Origin of the sequence: Pseudoalteromonas sp. MMG012, from assembly GCF_018100875.1 — a bacterium.
Taxonomy (GTDB): domain Bacteria; phylum Pseudomonadota; class Gammaproteobacteria; order Enterobacterales; family Alteromonadaceae; genus Pseudoalteromonas; species Pseudoalteromonas aurantia.
Genome location: NZ_JAGJEF010000042.1, coordinates 1 through 14,779 on the forward strand (window position 1 = coordinate 1; position 14,779 = coordinate 14,779).

General features: G+C 39.8%; 14 protein-coding genes. 7 read left to right on the plus strand and 7 right to left on the minus strand.

Annotated features, from left to right (window positions below; translation table 11 throughout):
• The coding region (locus tag J8L97_RS14075) for a type IV pilus biogenesis/stability protein PilW (protein ID WP_211050522.1) at positions 1-892 on the plus strand (892 nt) is incomplete at its 5' end.
• A 12-nt stretch (positions 893-904) separates the two neighbouring features.
• The gene (locus tag J8L97_RS14080) at positions 905-2,017 is read left to right on the plus strand and encodes a hypothetical protein (protein ID WP_211050525.1); all 1,113 of its coding nucleotides are present in this window, start codon (positions 905-907) and stop codon (positions 2,015-2,017) included.
• Here J8L97_RS14080 and J8L97_RS14085 read toward each other — a convergent pair.
• From J8L97_RS14085 to rpmH, 7 genes are all read right to left on the minus strand, one after another.
• On the minus strand, positions 1,993-2,805 hold the full coding sequence (locus J8L97_RS14085) for a thioredoxin family protein (RefSeq protein WP_211050527.1): 813 nt from the start codon (positions 2,803-2,805) through the stop codon (positions 1,993-1,995). The two genes, J8L97_RS14080 and J8L97_RS14085, sit on opposite strands and share 25 nt — an antisense overlap.
• Positions 2,798-3,280, minus strand: coding sequence for a TlpA disulfide reductase family protein (locus tag J8L97_RS14090; RefSeq protein WP_211050529.1), 483 nt, complete (start codon positions 3,278-3,280; stop codon positions 2,798-2,800). Before J8L97_RS14090 ends, J8L97_RS14085 begins: the two co-directional genes overlap by 8 nt.
• Positions 3,281-3,298: 18 nt before the next feature.
• Complete coding sequence (locus tag J8L97_RS14095) at positions 3,299-3,994, minus strand: cytochrome c biogenesis protein CcdA (protein ID WP_211050531.1); 696 nt, start codon at positions 3,992-3,994, stop codon at positions 3,299-3,301.
• A 483-nt stretch (positions 3,995-4,477) separates the two neighbouring features.
• Positions 4,478-6,118, minus strand: a complete 1,641-nt coding sequence (gene yidC, locus J8L97_RS14100; RefSeq protein WP_210997966.1) for a membrane protein insertase YidC — start codon at positions 6,116-6,118, stop codon at positions 4,478-4,480.
• Between the two features lie 8 nt (positions 6,119-6,126).
• On the minus strand, positions 6,127-6,414 hold the full coding sequence (gene yidD, locus J8L97_RS14105) for a membrane protein insertion efficiency factor YidD (RefSeq protein ID WP_404821708.1): 288 nt from the start codon (positions 6,412-6,414) through the stop codon (positions 6,127-6,129).
• 64 nt (positions 6,415-6,478) lie between these two features.
• The gene (gene rnpA / locus J8L97_RS14110) at positions 6,479-6,928 is read right to left on the minus strand and encodes a ribonuclease P protein component (protein ID WP_192509179.1); all 450 of its coding nucleotides are present in this window, start codon (positions 6,926-6,928) and stop codon (positions 6,479-6,481) included.
• 5 nt (positions 6,929-6,933) lie between these two features.
• Positions 6,934-7,068 (minus strand): 50S ribosomal protein L34, encoded by a 135-nt coding sequence (rpmH, locus tag J8L97_RS14115; protein ID WP_004335215.1) that lies wholly within the window; start codon positions 7,066-7,068, stop codon positions 6,934-6,936.
• Positions 7,069-7,649: 581 nt separating this feature from the next.
• On the opposite strand from rpmH, the gene dnaA reads away from it, so the two are divergent.
• The 5 genes from dnaA to glyQ all read left to right on the plus strand — a co-directional run bounded on the left by dnaA (position 7,650) and on the right by glyQ (position 14,777).
• Positions 7,650-9,044, plus strand: a complete 1,395-nt coding sequence (dnaA, locus tag J8L97_RS14120; RefSeq protein ID WP_192509180.1) for a chromosomal replication initiator protein DnaA — start codon at positions 7,650-7,652, stop codon at positions 9,042-9,044.
• Positions 9,045-9,059: 15 nt separating this feature from the next.
• A complete protein-coding gene (gene dnaN, locus J8L97_RS14125; RefSeq protein WP_192509181.1) occupies positions 9,060-10,163 on the plus strand; it encodes a DNA polymerase III subunit beta in 1,104 nt (367 codons plus the stop codon).
• A gap of 1 nt (position 10,164) precedes the next feature.
• Positions 10,165-11,253 (plus strand): DNA replication/repair protein RecF, encoded by a 1,089-nt coding sequence (gene recF, locus J8L97_RS14130; RefSeq protein ID WP_210997969.1) that lies wholly within the window; start codon positions 10,165-10,167, stop codon positions 11,251-11,253.
• 12 nt (positions 11,254-11,265) lie between these two features.
• The gene (gyrB, locus tag J8L97_RS14135; protein WP_211050532.1) at positions 11,266-13,689 is read left to right on the plus strand and encodes a DNA topoisomerase (ATP-hydrolyzing) subunit B; all 2,424 of its coding nucleotides are present in this window, start codon (positions 11,266-11,268) and stop codon (positions 13,687-13,689) included.
• A 188-nt stretch (positions 13,690-13,877) separates the two neighbouring features.
• A complete protein-coding gene (gene glyQ / locus J8L97_RS14140) occupies positions 13,878-14,777 on the plus strand; it encodes a glycine--tRNA ligase subunit alpha (protein WP_010366281.1) in 900 nt (299 codons plus the stop codon).
• Positions 14,778-14,779 lie beyond the last annotated feature (2 nt).

Sequence of the window (14,779 nt, forward strand, 5' to 3'; positions counted from 1 at the left end):
CCAGAACCCGCGCTTTATTAAAACTTACCCGCAGAAAGGGTATATTTGGATCAGTCCGGTACATAGAAAGTACAAAATAGCTCGATACTTAAATAGGGCTAACTTTTTTCGATCGAATTTTGTCCCTATCATGATGCTGTTTATTACGATGATCGGGGTTGTATTACCGCTTTCTCTACCAAGTTTCTTTGATAAAAAGCAGCAACAAGGTGCACATGTAACGGTATCATTACCAACACTTATTGTGATGGATATCGAGAATTTAACAGGGAAGGTTGAATTTGATTGGTGGGGCTTTACGCTGCAGCAACAATTAAAAAAGGGTGCAGGGCATACCTTTAGTATTGGGAATGAAGCCACATTCATTGATCAACAAAATGATACATACAAGCCAGACAAAACAACCGTATTCTCAGCGTCTTTAACTCAGCAACAGCAGCGATATGTATTGAATTATCAAATAACACGTAATAATCAAGTACCGGTATACGGTCAGCTATTCAGTGAGAATCTGACTGCACCGCTAGATAGTATGGTCACTGAGTTGGTGCAACAATTAAATGGTGTCGTACAGCCGGTATCAACAGAAGTTGTTTCAGCAAATCATGATTCAAGGATCAGCTATTTAAGTGGGTTACATGCGCTAACTTATTATGGTATCTCCGCGGCAAGCCCCTTTTTTCAAGCCGCTTTATTACATGATGATAATAATCAAGCTGCACGGTTAGAACTTGCCAATTTACTATGGAAAACGGGGCAATATTCTTTAGCACAGCATTATTTTGATGGTATTGACTTGGATGAAAGTGATGAGTTTTTAACGGTTCGATATCACCTTTATTATGGCCAATTTTTATTACATGAAGGCCGCTTCGATTCTATAGAGGTATGATTAGCAAAAAGTATGCAGTTTGCCAACGAATTAAAGCACCGCAGCTTACTTGGTCAAGTGTACCAATTAGAAGCTGATTTGGCTTGGCTGAAGTTTGATTGGCCTCGCCACCATCGAGCGGTACAAAATATGAAATTAATAAATGGGGGACTGTCGGTGAGTTTATTGGAATCTCAACGTGCATTTTATATTGCAAATCCCCCTCAAGCAGGTCTGGAACAAAACACCGAATTAGACATTGAAGATAATTTAAAGGTGATAAATCGCGCGATTCATTATTATCAACAACAAAAGCAACTCGCCCCGTTAATGAAAAGCTACTTTGCATTAGGGCAAAATTATCAAGCACCGTTAGAGCTGAGAAAAGAAGCGTTATACAATAGTTTGAATATGGCTAAAACCCAAGGCAATGTGTATTTACAGCAACAAATACTACTCTATTTGGGATTTTTTCATATTCAGTTACATGAGGGGAATGCTGCATTGACGACCCTTTGGAAGTTAGAAAGTATGAATGCTCTCTCAGCTAATATTGCAATACAAGCTGAGTTTTTAATATCGATGGCGTACATGGATAATGTGCTACGAGCAGATATATTTGACAAAACATCTTTTATTAATGCAAAACGAGGGTTTGAAAAGTTAATTTCGGATAATAAAAGTGGCCATATTACTCAGGCGAATGCGCAATTGTTGCTAGCTTGGTTATTAGTTCATCAACAAGACTATACCGCTGCTATGTCATTAACGGATCAGGCAATTACGACGTACAAAGTGTATAAGTTTGTCGATAGCCTAGCGTATGCACACTACACTAAAATGTATATTTTGCTTCAGCAAGAACAGTTTGAGCACTCACTGTCATTTGCTATTAAAAAACCAAAACATAAATTAACGGCTATTTATAAAAGTGCGGCGCAGTGGCAATTAGGCCATTTTGATCGTGCTATCAAATCTATGACTGAAACTAAAGTGCACTTTCATTTGCAGTGGCAAAGTACGGATCAAAATCTATTACACCATTTTATAGAAGCAAGAAATGAGGGAGTTAAATTGAATTCGCTCCCTCAATTATTGCCACCACCTTACAGTGTGTATTGTCAATCTGAATGGGTGTTTGAGTAGTGGGGTGTATGCAGCAAAGTTTCACTTGGTGGAGTATTACCTCGATACATCACGCTTCCTTGGTTATTAAGTAATATCCAATAGGGCAGTTCAGAGATTGAGAATAGCCTAAAAAGCACATTATGTTTATCAAATATCACTGGATGAGTGATGTAAAATTGTTGCTTATAAGTATGTGCATCTGCAATAGAGACGTAAAAAGGCTTAATGATAGTGAGCTTTTCTATTTTGCTGTTTAAATTAAGTTGGTTATGCGCTTTAATCTTTTCTACACAGTCGGGTAAGTGGTGTTTGGGGCAAAGCGCATCACTAAAAAATAATAATCGAGTAGGGTGCTTGTCGGACTGATTAAAATCAAAATGGCTATTTTGCAAGCTAGTGAATCGCAATTGCTCTGCAGTGATAACTAGGTGCTCTTTGTTTGGTAAACTAACGAGTGTATTTGGTGTATATGTATTAACGACTTCCCCCTGTTTTAAGCTAATCACTGTTGGTGTTTTTTGTACCGAAAAGTGTTTTGCTAAACGGTTGTTTTTGTCTATTTTGAGCGTCTTAAATTGTGGGTATGCTTGTATGAAACGTGCCAGATCAGCGGTATTTACGTTCATGTCTATTTGAAAATAACGACGTGGAAGGTGTGATTTTGGAAGGTTGCTTAATGCGGCATATTCACTCCATATATCAATAAAGACGATTTCTTCATGGGCCATTGCCGTTTGAGCTTCAGTGATTTTTATATTACAGATCATCAATATGTTAAAAAGGAACCATAGTAGGGGTTTATTCATGATATTTTCCTTGTGTCGTTAAGTCGAGGAGCTTGGCTTTGAGCTCATCTGTTAATAGTGCGCTGCGATGGATGATGTTCCCTTGTTTATCAATAATGATATGAATCGGTGTGCCTGTAATTTTAAATCGCTCCACGAGTGAGCCATCATCAAATACGGTGGGAAAGGTATAGTTATATTGAGATAGAAAGCGACTGACCAATTGAGGTGATTGATTTAAACCCACGTTAATCGAGACAACATGTGTCTGTTCCCGCTTTGTATTGGCTGTTTTTTGTAAGTGGGGCATCTCTTCTATACAGTAGCGACACCAAGTGGCCCAAAACTTTAGGTAAGTAATTTTTTTTTGAGTGTGAATTGTCTTCCCCTGTATTGTGTTTAAAACGAGTGGTTTGATGAGTTGTGATGCATAACAGGCATTGTGTGTTAGACCTATTAAAAGTAGTGAGTATATGACTGCGTAATATCGTTTCATGATGTTTCCGTTATTGTATTAAAAGAATAGTGCTTGTCCGGCGCGTATTAAGTAGTACTGCGCCATGAATAGCATCAGTAGTGCAAAAATAGTGGGTGGGAGCGTTAACCAACGTCCGGACTTGGGAAGAACATTGAGTAAATGACTAAATACGCCCAGTATAAATAGCAAAGCGCTCATCCCTAATGCAAAGCAAAAAAGCAGTGCCGCACCAAAGCCACTCTGTTGTTGCTCTGCGACAAAAAGTAATAAGCCTGCCAGTATAGGAGAGGTACAAGGGGCTGCGACTAATCCACTGGCCGCACCCATGAAAAACGGCTTTTGACTCGATAAGGAGACGTTTGAAAGTAAGTTTGGAAGTGCTAACCAACCTTTGAGAATGGCAGCAAAATAAAGAAGTAAATTAGCAAAACCAATTTGAACCCATGGATCACTGGCGACAGATCCAAACATTTTACCGGACAGAGCAGCTAACCAACCTAACGCGGCATAGACTAATGCAAAACCTAAGCAGTAGTACGCGGCTCTGCGTTTTTTGTACTGCTGTTCGGAATTTCTAGTTGCTAATGAAGCAATTGTGATGTGGAGTAGAGGGTAAATGCAAGGGGATAAACTGGCTAATACGCCACTAAAAAAAGCGCCCAGAAGTAACCACCAGCTTAATTGCAGTACATTAAGTTGGCTTAATAACAATGTTTCTAATTCAACAACCATGACAAACTCTATGAAATCTTGAAATTGTCGATGAGTATTTTATAAGGTCTCAGTAAAGCCTATCAAATAGACATAAAATAGAGATAAAAAAAATTAAATAATTGATATATATAAATATAAACTCATAAAAAAGTGAATGAAAGGCGAGGGGAATTAGCCGTTGAATATGGGAAATGAAGATAAGCGCTATCGCATACTGTTCAGTAGTTTCGTATTCATTGCATTACACGAGAAACCTCTGTCTGCGCTAAACTAATAATCTTATTTTATGGGGTAATAATTTGAAGGGTTATTACTTAACCTGAGCATAAAGGTAACTCGCTTTAGTTCTTATACAGACCTCTGGTTACTTATATTAAAGTATAAATGGGGGGTTGTATAAATAAGAGGGGTAAAGCATCTATGCTAGCAGGGGGAAATAATTGAAAACGCCTGCAAGTTAGCAGGCGTTTGATCGATAAAAAAAGCTGTTTTACAATGGCTTTATCTTACCTTTAATCCTTTCTTTTCCATCCCGCGGTAGATGATAAGCATCTGTGCAATGGTGATCAGGTTCGATACCAACCAGTATAAAACGAGGCCTGATGGGAAAGGGAAGATTAAGAAGAATATCGTAAATACCACAGGCATGTACGTCATCATCTTTTGCTGCATTGGGTCAGTTACGGTCATTGGTTGCAGCTTTTGCGTTAAAAACATACTCGCACCAAATAAAATTGGTAACACATAGTATGGATCTGCCGCAGATAAATCGGTTAGCCACAAAATGAATTCTGCGTGACGTAACTCTGTCGATTCTAAGAATACATAGAACAAGGCTAAGAAAATTGGCATTTGTAGTAATAGAGGTAAACAGCCACCCATCGGGTTAACTTTCTCTTTGCGATATAGTTCCATCGTTGCTTGACCAAACTTTTGGCGGTCATCACCGTAGCGTTCTTTTAATGCTTGCATTTTTGGTTGTAGCATACGCATTTTAGCCATTGACGTATATTGTGCTTTAGTCAGTGGGTAAAGTGCCGATTTTACTAAAATAGTGATAGCAATAATGGCTAAACCCCAGTTGCCAATGAAGCCATATAGGATTTTAAGCAATACGAATAGAGGCTGAGAAATAAACCATAGCCAACCATAGTCTACCGTTAAGTCTAAGTCTGTGTGGATAGTTTCTAGTGCATCCCCATCTTTAGGCCCCATGTAGTAAGTGGCGGAAAGGTTAACTGTACTATTCGCTTGTACATTCACCGGCTCGCCTTTTAACCCCATAATACCTTGGCCATTACGCACTGCGGTATAAATGGTGTTATTTGACTCTTGCATTGGTACCCATGCACTTACAAAGTAGTGCTGAATAAATGCGACATAGCCACCTAACGTATTCTTGTTAAGATTCGCTTCAATCATGTCATCAAAGCTGTATTTTTCATAGGGCTCTTCAGCTGTACCGTATGCCGTACCAAGGTAGGTTTGATCAACCATGCTGCCTTTGGCCTGAATTGTACGTTTAACCTGAGTATACAATTGCACTTGTATAGGATCTGCTGTTGCGTTGTTAACGCTATATTCAAGGTTTACATCGTATTTACCAGCTTTAAATACATACGTTTTGGTAAACTCAACACCTTTGGCATCAACAAAAGTTAAAGGCACACGCAACTCATCACCATTCAATTGGTATTGCGTATTAGAACTTGTATATACAGGACGACCATCTTGTGATGCATCAGGCCCATTTAAGCCAATTAAGCCACTTTGCGAGATATATTGCTTACCTTCAAACTCACCTAGTAGTAAGTAAGGGTCTTCACTACCATGCGTTTCAGCATGCTTTAGAAGTTTAGCTTCAACAATGTCGCCCCCTTTGGTATCAATTTGTACCGCTAAAACGTCAGTTGTTACTGTGATCACTGAACGAATTGCTCTAGTCGCGGCTACAGGCACGTCGCCTTGGCTTGATACAGGTACATCATTTTGTGATGCAGCCGATGATACATTTGGGGTAGTTACTTGTGTTGTGGCACTGGTATCGATTTTTGGTTGGTTGTAGTCATTATTCCACTCTTGGAATAATAAATACGACACAAGCAATAAACCGATAAATAAAAACGTGCGTTGTGATTCCATAACAGCTCTTATTTCTCGTGTTGATGTTTAACTTGGGTTGATTTCTCAGGTACGGGGTCATCCCCGCCTGCACTTAAAGGGTGACATTTTAATATGCGTTTGACCGCGAACCAACTCCCTTTTAACAAACCATGACAATTAATTGCTTGTATGGCATAGCTAGAGCAAGTTGGATTAAAACGACAATGTGGACCTAACATAGGACTAATAAAGTGTTGGTAACCTTTAATCAATAGAATAAAGATACGCTTCGGGGCATCAAGTAATATGGTGAACCAAGGCTTTAGCACTTTAATTATCATTGCCATACTATTAATGTTCAAAAGGTGAGCTAAAGATACCCTAAATCAAGGGCTAAAGCTACGAACGGGGTGTATTATCGCGCTTTTGCGGCGAGTTTGCTTTTTTTACATTCTTTGCTGGGCGCTTTTTAAACGGTTTAGGCTTTGGTGCTCCCGGTTTACAACGTTCATTGAGTTTTCGCCACATTTTATTAAGTTGTTGCGTTAACTCGGCATTACTTTGTTCATCAACACCGCTTTTAACCATCAATACAATATCAATGTTATCAAGTTTATGCTGATTTAAACGAAAACTTTCGCGAGCAAGTCGTTTGATGCGGTTGCGTTGGCAAGCCAGTTTACAGCGCTTTTTAGCAACAGTAAGGCCTAAACGAGGACGTCCAATATCATTAGGTTTTGCTAGAAGAGTAAAATAAGGTGTCGCTGCGCGAGCAGGTTCTTGAAATATTCGAGAGTAATGCGAGGGAGTTAACAGACGTAACTCCCTGCCAAAGCTAAAGCTTTCCACTTATATTAAGCAGAAAGTACTTTACGGCCTTTAGCACGACGACGTGCTAGTACTTTACGGCCATTTACAGTTGCCATGCGAGCACGGAAACCGTGAGCACGTTTGCGTTTTAAAACGCTAGGTTGAAAAGTTCTTTTCATAACAATTCCGTCCGATCGGTTAAGTTAAAACATCCTATGCAGGTCGCGATCCTGGCACAGGTGCCATTGCGAGCGCGAGATATTAATGCCCATTGCCTCGAAAGTCAATAACTATCTCTGGCGCTGGTGGTTTTTTAACTAATACTATGTAGGTCTCTACGTAGTTGGTTATTAGTAGTCGCTATTATATAAAGCTGCCGCATTATAAAGGTGATCTTTCGATCGTACCAGTAGATCTGGATCGATCTGATCTAATTAGAGTTTTCCACAGGCTTTGGGGGAAATATGGAAAAAACCTTTGGAAAACTAAAAATGATCGTAAAATAGCAGTGAGATCTTGTCTATTTTTTGCTATGATCTAACTCTTGGATCTAAAATAAAATTTCATTTAAAACAGTTGTTTATTGTTTTTTATCAACAGGATCCTCATTTTTTGAAAAGTCAACATTGAAGTTGTGGATAAGATCCATTCATAATACTCGGCTTCCATTATTAATTTAATGATAATAAAAGAAAATTTCTGGGTGAATTTTGACCTGTTTTAGGTGCCCGGGAATATTAACTATGTATTGGAGTTCAGCGTGTATCTGTCGGTTTGGCAAAGTTGTTTATATGTGTTGCAAGATGAATTGCCGTCTCAGCAATTTAGTATGTGGGTTAGACCACTACAAGCAGAAAGTACCGATGATACCTTAACGATTTATGCACCTAACCGTTTTGTGCTTGATTGGGTGAGAGAGAAGTACTTAAATCGTATTAATGAATTACTTATTGAGATCTGCGGTGATGAAGCGCCAAAGTTACACTTTGACGTAGGTAGTAAACCTATTTTAGGTCAACAACCTAGTGCTGATACCCAACAAGTACCGATGGTAAGTGCACAGCCTGCAACAAGTACGCAGAGCGTTGCTGCGCCAGCCGTTGAAAAGATTGAACCAGCACCAAAATCAGCATATCGGCCTAATATTAAAGAAAATTATACGTTTGATAATTTTGTTGAGGGTAAATCTAACCAATTGGCAAAAGCTGCCGCAACTCAGGTTTCTGATAATCCTGGCTCGGCATTTAATCCTGTTTTTATTTATGGCGGGACAGGCCTAGGTAAAACACACTTATTGCATGCTGTCGGCAATGGTATTTTGGCTAAAAAGCCAGACGCAAAAATTGTGTATATGCATTCAGAGCGCTTTGTACAAGATATGGTTAAAGCACTACAAAATAATGCAATCGAAGAGTTTAAGCGATATTACCGAAGTGTTGATGCCTTGATGATTGATGATATTCAGTTTTTCGCCAATAAAGAGCGCTCTCAAGAAGAATTTTTTCATACCTTTAATGCGTTGCTTGAAGGTAATCAACAAATCATTTTGACGTCAGACCGTTATCCTAAAGAAATTGTGGGAGTAGAAGACAGGCTTAAATCTCGTTTTGGTTGGGGTTTGACGATAGCAATAGAGCCCCCCGAGCTGGAAACACGAGTTGCGATTTTAATGAAAAAGGCGCAGCAGAGTAATATTAACTTACCACATGAAGTTGCATTCTTTATTGCTAAAAAACTACGCTCTAATGTACGTGAACTAGAAGGTGCGTTAAATCGTGTGATAGCCAATGCAAATTTTACAGGCAGGCCTATCTCTATTGACTTCGTAAAAGAAGCATTGCGTGACTTATTAGCACTACAAGATAAGTTAGTGACCATTGATAATATACAACGTACTGTTGCTGAATATTATCGTATACGTGTATCTGATTTATTATCAAAGCGCCGTAGCCGCTCTGTAGCGCGTCCACGCCAAGTTGCGATGGCGTTATCTAAAGAGTTGACCAATCATAGTTTACCAGAAATAGGCGATGCTTTTGGTGGACGAGATCATACAACGGTATTACATGCCTGTCGTAAAGTAAAAGCACTTCGTGATGAATCACATGAAGTAAAAGAAGATTATCAGAATTTGATTAGAACATTGTCGTCTTAAGGGCTCGTTTTTATTATGCAAATAACCATTTCTAGAGAGCAGTTTTTAAAACCGCTAACCCAAGTTTCCGGTGCAATTGAGCGTAAGCATACGCTACCTATTTTATCGAATGTACTACTTGAGATTAAAGATGGTACGTTGGCTATGACAGGGACCGATTTAGAAATTGAGCTGGTCGCAGCAGTGCAATTGGATGAGCCAATTAGCGATGCAAAAATCACTTTACCCGCAAAAAAGTTGCTGGATATTTGTAAGAGTTTGCCTGATGGCTCTGATATTAAGTTGGCAAGTCAAGAGCACCAATTATTACTCACCAGTGGGAAAAGCCGCTTTTCATTAACAACGTTGGCCGCTGAAGATTTTCCTAATCTTGAGCAATGGGATGGCGAAGTTGAATTTCAGCTAACGCGATTAGAATTACGTAAGTTGCTGGAAAGTACTCATTTCTCTATGGCAAACCAAGATGTTCGTTATTATTTAAATGGCATGTCATTTGAAGTTGATAACAGTGAAATTAAAACGGTCGCGACAGATGGGCATCGTTTAGCAATTGCACACAAGAAACTATCCGAATCTGTTGAAATGCAAAGGCAGTTAATTATACCGCGTAAAGGTGTTCAAGAAATTATGCGATTGTTGCCAGCTGACGATGAGTTATTAAGTATTCAGTTTGGTGCAAACCATGTGCGTATTGTCGACAGTGAATTTACCTTTACCAGTAAGTTGGTTGATGGGCGCTTCCCTGATTATCGACGTGTGCTACCTCGAGGCGGAGATAAACTTGTTACTGCCAATAGAGAATGGCTGCGCAGTGCTTTTCAACGTGTGTCTATTTTATCAAATGAAAAGTTTCGTGGCGTTCGCCTCAATTTATCAAGTGGCCTTTTAAAAATTAGTGCCAATAACCCAGAACAAGAACAAGCAGAAGAAGTTGTCGAAGTGGGTTATCAAGGTGATGATTTGGAAATAGGTTTTAATGTTTCTTATGTATTAGATGTGTTAAATACAATAAAAACGGAAGACGTACAATTTACTTTAGCTGATTCTAATAGCAGTGCGTTAATTGAGGGCGCTGGAGATGATGAAGCAATGTATGTTGTGATGCCAATGCGTTTATAAAATGAGCCTTACCCACTTGAGCCTCGGTGACTTTCGAAACATCGAGGCGATTTCTTTAGAGCCCAGTCCAGATATTAATGTGATTATTGGTGCGAATGGCAGTGGTAAAACGAGTTTATTAGAAGCCATTTACTTTCTCTCCCATGGAAAGTCTTTTCGTACTAATAGGCATAAATTATTGATCCGACACGAACAGACTCGCTGTTCAGTTCACGCCAAAAAACAACATCTTAGCTTGTCTATACCAGTTGGTATTGGTAAAGATTCTTCGGGAGAAACCTCTTTACGGATCCAAGGGCAGTCAAGTCGAAAAGTGTCTGAGCTTGCCCAGCTAATACCTGTTCAAGTGATTACACCAGAAAGTTATGATTTGTTTTTTGGTGGCCCTAAAGAACGTCGTAAATTTATGGATTTAGGGGTGTTCCACGTGGAACATGGTTTTTTTCAAGAGTGGAAAGATTTCAACAAAGTACTTAAACAACGCAATGCACTCTTGAAGTTAAGACCCAATAACTACGCTGAACAAATCCAATATTGGGACAAAGAGTTTGTACGATTGGCAGAGAAAATAAATAACCACCGAGAAGCGTATATAAGTAGGTTTAAAACGCTTTTTTTTGATAAAATAGTTAGTCAAATACCCGTATTCTCAGGGCTTGAATTGCGCTATGATGAAGGGTGGAAAGAAAGCTTAGCTGTCACATTGAAACAACAGTTTCACCGCGATACAAAGCTAGGCTATACAACCAAAGGGCCACACAAAGCTGATTTCAGTTTTTATATTCAAGGCCATAGTGTAGAAAGTATTTTATCTCGGGGTCAATTAAAACTACTTCTATATGCGCTTAAAGTTGTACAGAATAGCTTAATTGAATCTGAAACCGATAAGCAGTCGATATTGCTTATCGACGACTTACCTTCAGAATTAGGTGAAGAAACTATGCAGTACGTGTCGACATTATTGTCGCAGTGTCAGTCTCAACTGTTTATTACTGCAATCACCGCTGAAAGTATTTCTGCTGTTGTGGAACCGATGAAACGTGAACTAAAAATGTTCCACGTGAAACATGGCAGCTTAATAACAAAATAATTGGAAGAAACCATGTCTGAAAATTACGATTCATCCAGTATTAAAGTACTGAAAGGATTGGATGCAGTAAGAAAGCGTCCAGGAATGTATATAGGGGATACAGATGATGGCACCGGTCTGCATCATATGGTATTTGAAGTTGTTGATAACTCAATTGATGAAGCATTAGCTGGTCATTGTGACGATATCTTTGTAACAATTCATCTTGATGGCTCTGTATCCGTGCGCGACAATGGTCGTGGTATTCCAACTTCTATTCATGAAGAAGAAGGTGTATCTGCCGCAGAAGTTATTATGACTGTACTACATGCTGGTGGTAAGTTTGATGATAACTCATATAAAGTATCAGGTGGCTTACATGGTGTCGGTGTTTCTGTTGTAAATGCACTTTCTGAAAAACTACAATTAACAATCCGCCGAGAAGGCAAGGTGCATCAACAAACGTATTCAATGGGTGTACCTGATGCGCCATTGGCTGTTATAGGTGAGTCTGAAACTACAGGAACTGAATTACGCTTTTGGCCAAGTTCAGAAACCTTTACTGATATAAACTTCCATTTCGATATTTTAGCTAAGCGATTACGTGAACTCTCATTTTTGAATTCTGGTGTTAGCATTATCTTAAATGATGAACGTGAGGAGAATAAACAAGACCACTTTAAATATGAAGGTGGTATCCAAGCGTTTGTGGCTTATTTGAATCGTAAAAAAACACCTGTTCATCAAAGTGTCTTCCATTTCACGAGTGAACGTGAAGATGGCACAAGTGTTGAAGTATCAATGCAGTGGAATGATGGTTTCCAAGAAAATATTTATTGTTTTACCAACAATATTCCACAGCGAGACGGTGGGACACACTTAGCAGGTTTTCGTTCGGCATTAACGCGTACACTGAATACGTACATGGAAAAAGAAGGCTTTCACAAGAAAGCGAAAACCAATAGTAATGCAACCGGCGATGATGCGCGCGAAGGACTAACGGCTGTTGTTAGTGTAAAAGTACCTGATCCAAAGTTCTCTTCACAAACAAAAGACAAACTTGTTTCAAGTGAAGTGAAGACGGCAGTTGAGCAAGCCATGGGTGAAAAATTGGGGGAGTTCTTACTTGAGAACCCTGCAGATGCCAAAATTGTTGTCAGTAAAATCATCGATGCTGCTCGTGCAAGAGAGGCGGCACGCAAAGCAAGAGAGATGACTCGCCGTAAAGGTGTGATGGATTTAGCTGGCTTACCTGGCAAATTGGCAGATTGCCAAGAACGGGATCCTGCACTTTCTGAACTATATATAGTGGAGGGTGACTCAGCAGGTGGATCGGCTAAACAAGGCCGTAATCGTAAGAATCAGGCAATTTTACCGTTGAAAGGTAAAATACTGAATGTTGAAAAAGCACGATTTGACAAAATGTTGTCTTCACAAGAAGTAGCAACACTGATTACTGCGCTGGGCTGTGGTATTGGTCGTGATGAATATAACCCTGAAAAGTTACGTTACCATCGTATTATCATTATGACGGATGCGGATGTGGATGGTTCTCACATTCGTACATTGCTTCTGACGTTCTTCTATCGCCAAATGCCTGAAATCATTGAGCGTGGCTATGTCTATATTGCCCAGCCACCTTTATATAAAGTGAAAAAAGGTAAGCAAGAGCAATATATTAAAGATGACGCAGCCCTAACGGTATACCTTACTGCATTAGCGCTTAATGGTGCTGCGTTGTATCCAACTGAAGGTGCAGCTGCGATAGAGGGAGAACCATTGGCAATCATGGTTGATGATTATCAAAATACCGTGAAAATCATTGAGCGATTAAACCGTAAGTTCCCGTCATCGGTGACTAATCGCCTGATTTATCAATCAGAGCTAACAGAAGCTGACTTAGCTGAGCAAACAAAAGTAACGCAATGGACAGAATCATTCATAGCGGATTTAGTTGAGCGTGATGAAGATGCCACTATATTTGAAGCTGATGTGAAATTTGATGAAGAGCGCAGTTTATATTACCCCGTTATTAAAATTCGCCAGCATGGTGTAGATAAAGCGTATACGCTAGATCATAGCTTTATTACTTCTAAAGACTATGTACGTATTGCCAATACAGGTAAAAATATAGCGAACTTGATCGGTGATGGTGGATATGTTCAGCGTGGCGAGAAAACTCTTGAAGTCGATAACTTTGTCGATGGCTTAGACTGGCTGATCAATGAATCGAAGCGTGGCTTGTATACACAACGATATAAAGGACTCGGTGAGATGAATCCAAGTCAGTTGTGGGAAACAACCATGGATCCAGGTGGCCGTCGTATGCTACGTGTTACAATTGAAGATGCGATTGCAGCAGATCAGTTGTTTGCTACTTTAATGGGTGATCAGGTAGAACCTCGCCGAGAGTTCATCGAGACAAATGCACTGCGAGTGGTTAACTTAGACGTATAATTCTAAGTGACAGAAAAATGAAAAAAAGGAGGGTTTTCCCTCCTTTTTTTGTGTCTAACGCTTAAAACCATGCTGCGCTCGCGGTATACTGAGCATAATTTTCACTCATTTGAAACCCTTCACTGATGTAAGTAAAAACAGTGCAATACGGGTTTAGTCATGAACCAAATAATATAATTAAGCCAACTATGCAAAAATACGATGTTAAAACCTTTCAAGGGTTGATCCTGGCATTACAGGATTACTGGGCACAGCAAGGCTGTATCATTGCTCAGCCATTAGATATGGAAGTAGGCGCGGGAACATTTCACCCGCTGACGTTTTTAAAATCAATTGGCCCAGAGCCAATGTCGAGTGCGTACGTACAGCCATGTCGTCGTCCAACTGATGGCCGCTATGGTGAAAATCCGAACCGACTACAGCACTATTACCAATTCCAAGTTGTGCTAAAGCCATCGCCGGAGAACATTCAAGAGCTCTATTTAGGATCATTGGAAGCTGTGGGCATTGATACGTTAACGCATGAAGTACGCTTTGTTGAAGATAACTGGGAATCTCCAACACTTGGTGCATGGGGTTTGGGTTGGGAGATTTGGCTCAATGGTATGGAAGTGACTCAGTTTACCTACTTCCAACAAGTAGGTGGTATTGAGTGTGCGCCGGTGACAGGCGAAATCACATATGGTTTAGAGCGTTTAGCCATGTATATACAAGGTGTAGATAGTATTTATGACCTGGTATGGACTGATGGCCCTATGGGTAAAGTAACCTATGGCGATGTATTCCATCAAAACGAAGTCGAGCAGTCGAAATATAATTTTGAGCATGCAGATGTCGATGCTCTATTTGCACAATTTGACCATTGTGAGAAAGAGAGTCAAAAATTGATTGAAGCAAGTTTACCATTACCTGCATATGAACAAGTTATGAAGGCATCACACGCATTCAATCTATTAGATGCGCGTCATGCGATCTCTGTGACTGAGCGCCAACGTTATATTTTACGTGTTCGCGCTTTATCTAAAGCCTGTGCACAAGCATATTATGATGCTCGAGAAGCGCTTGGCTTCCCGCTTTGTAAGGATTAAGC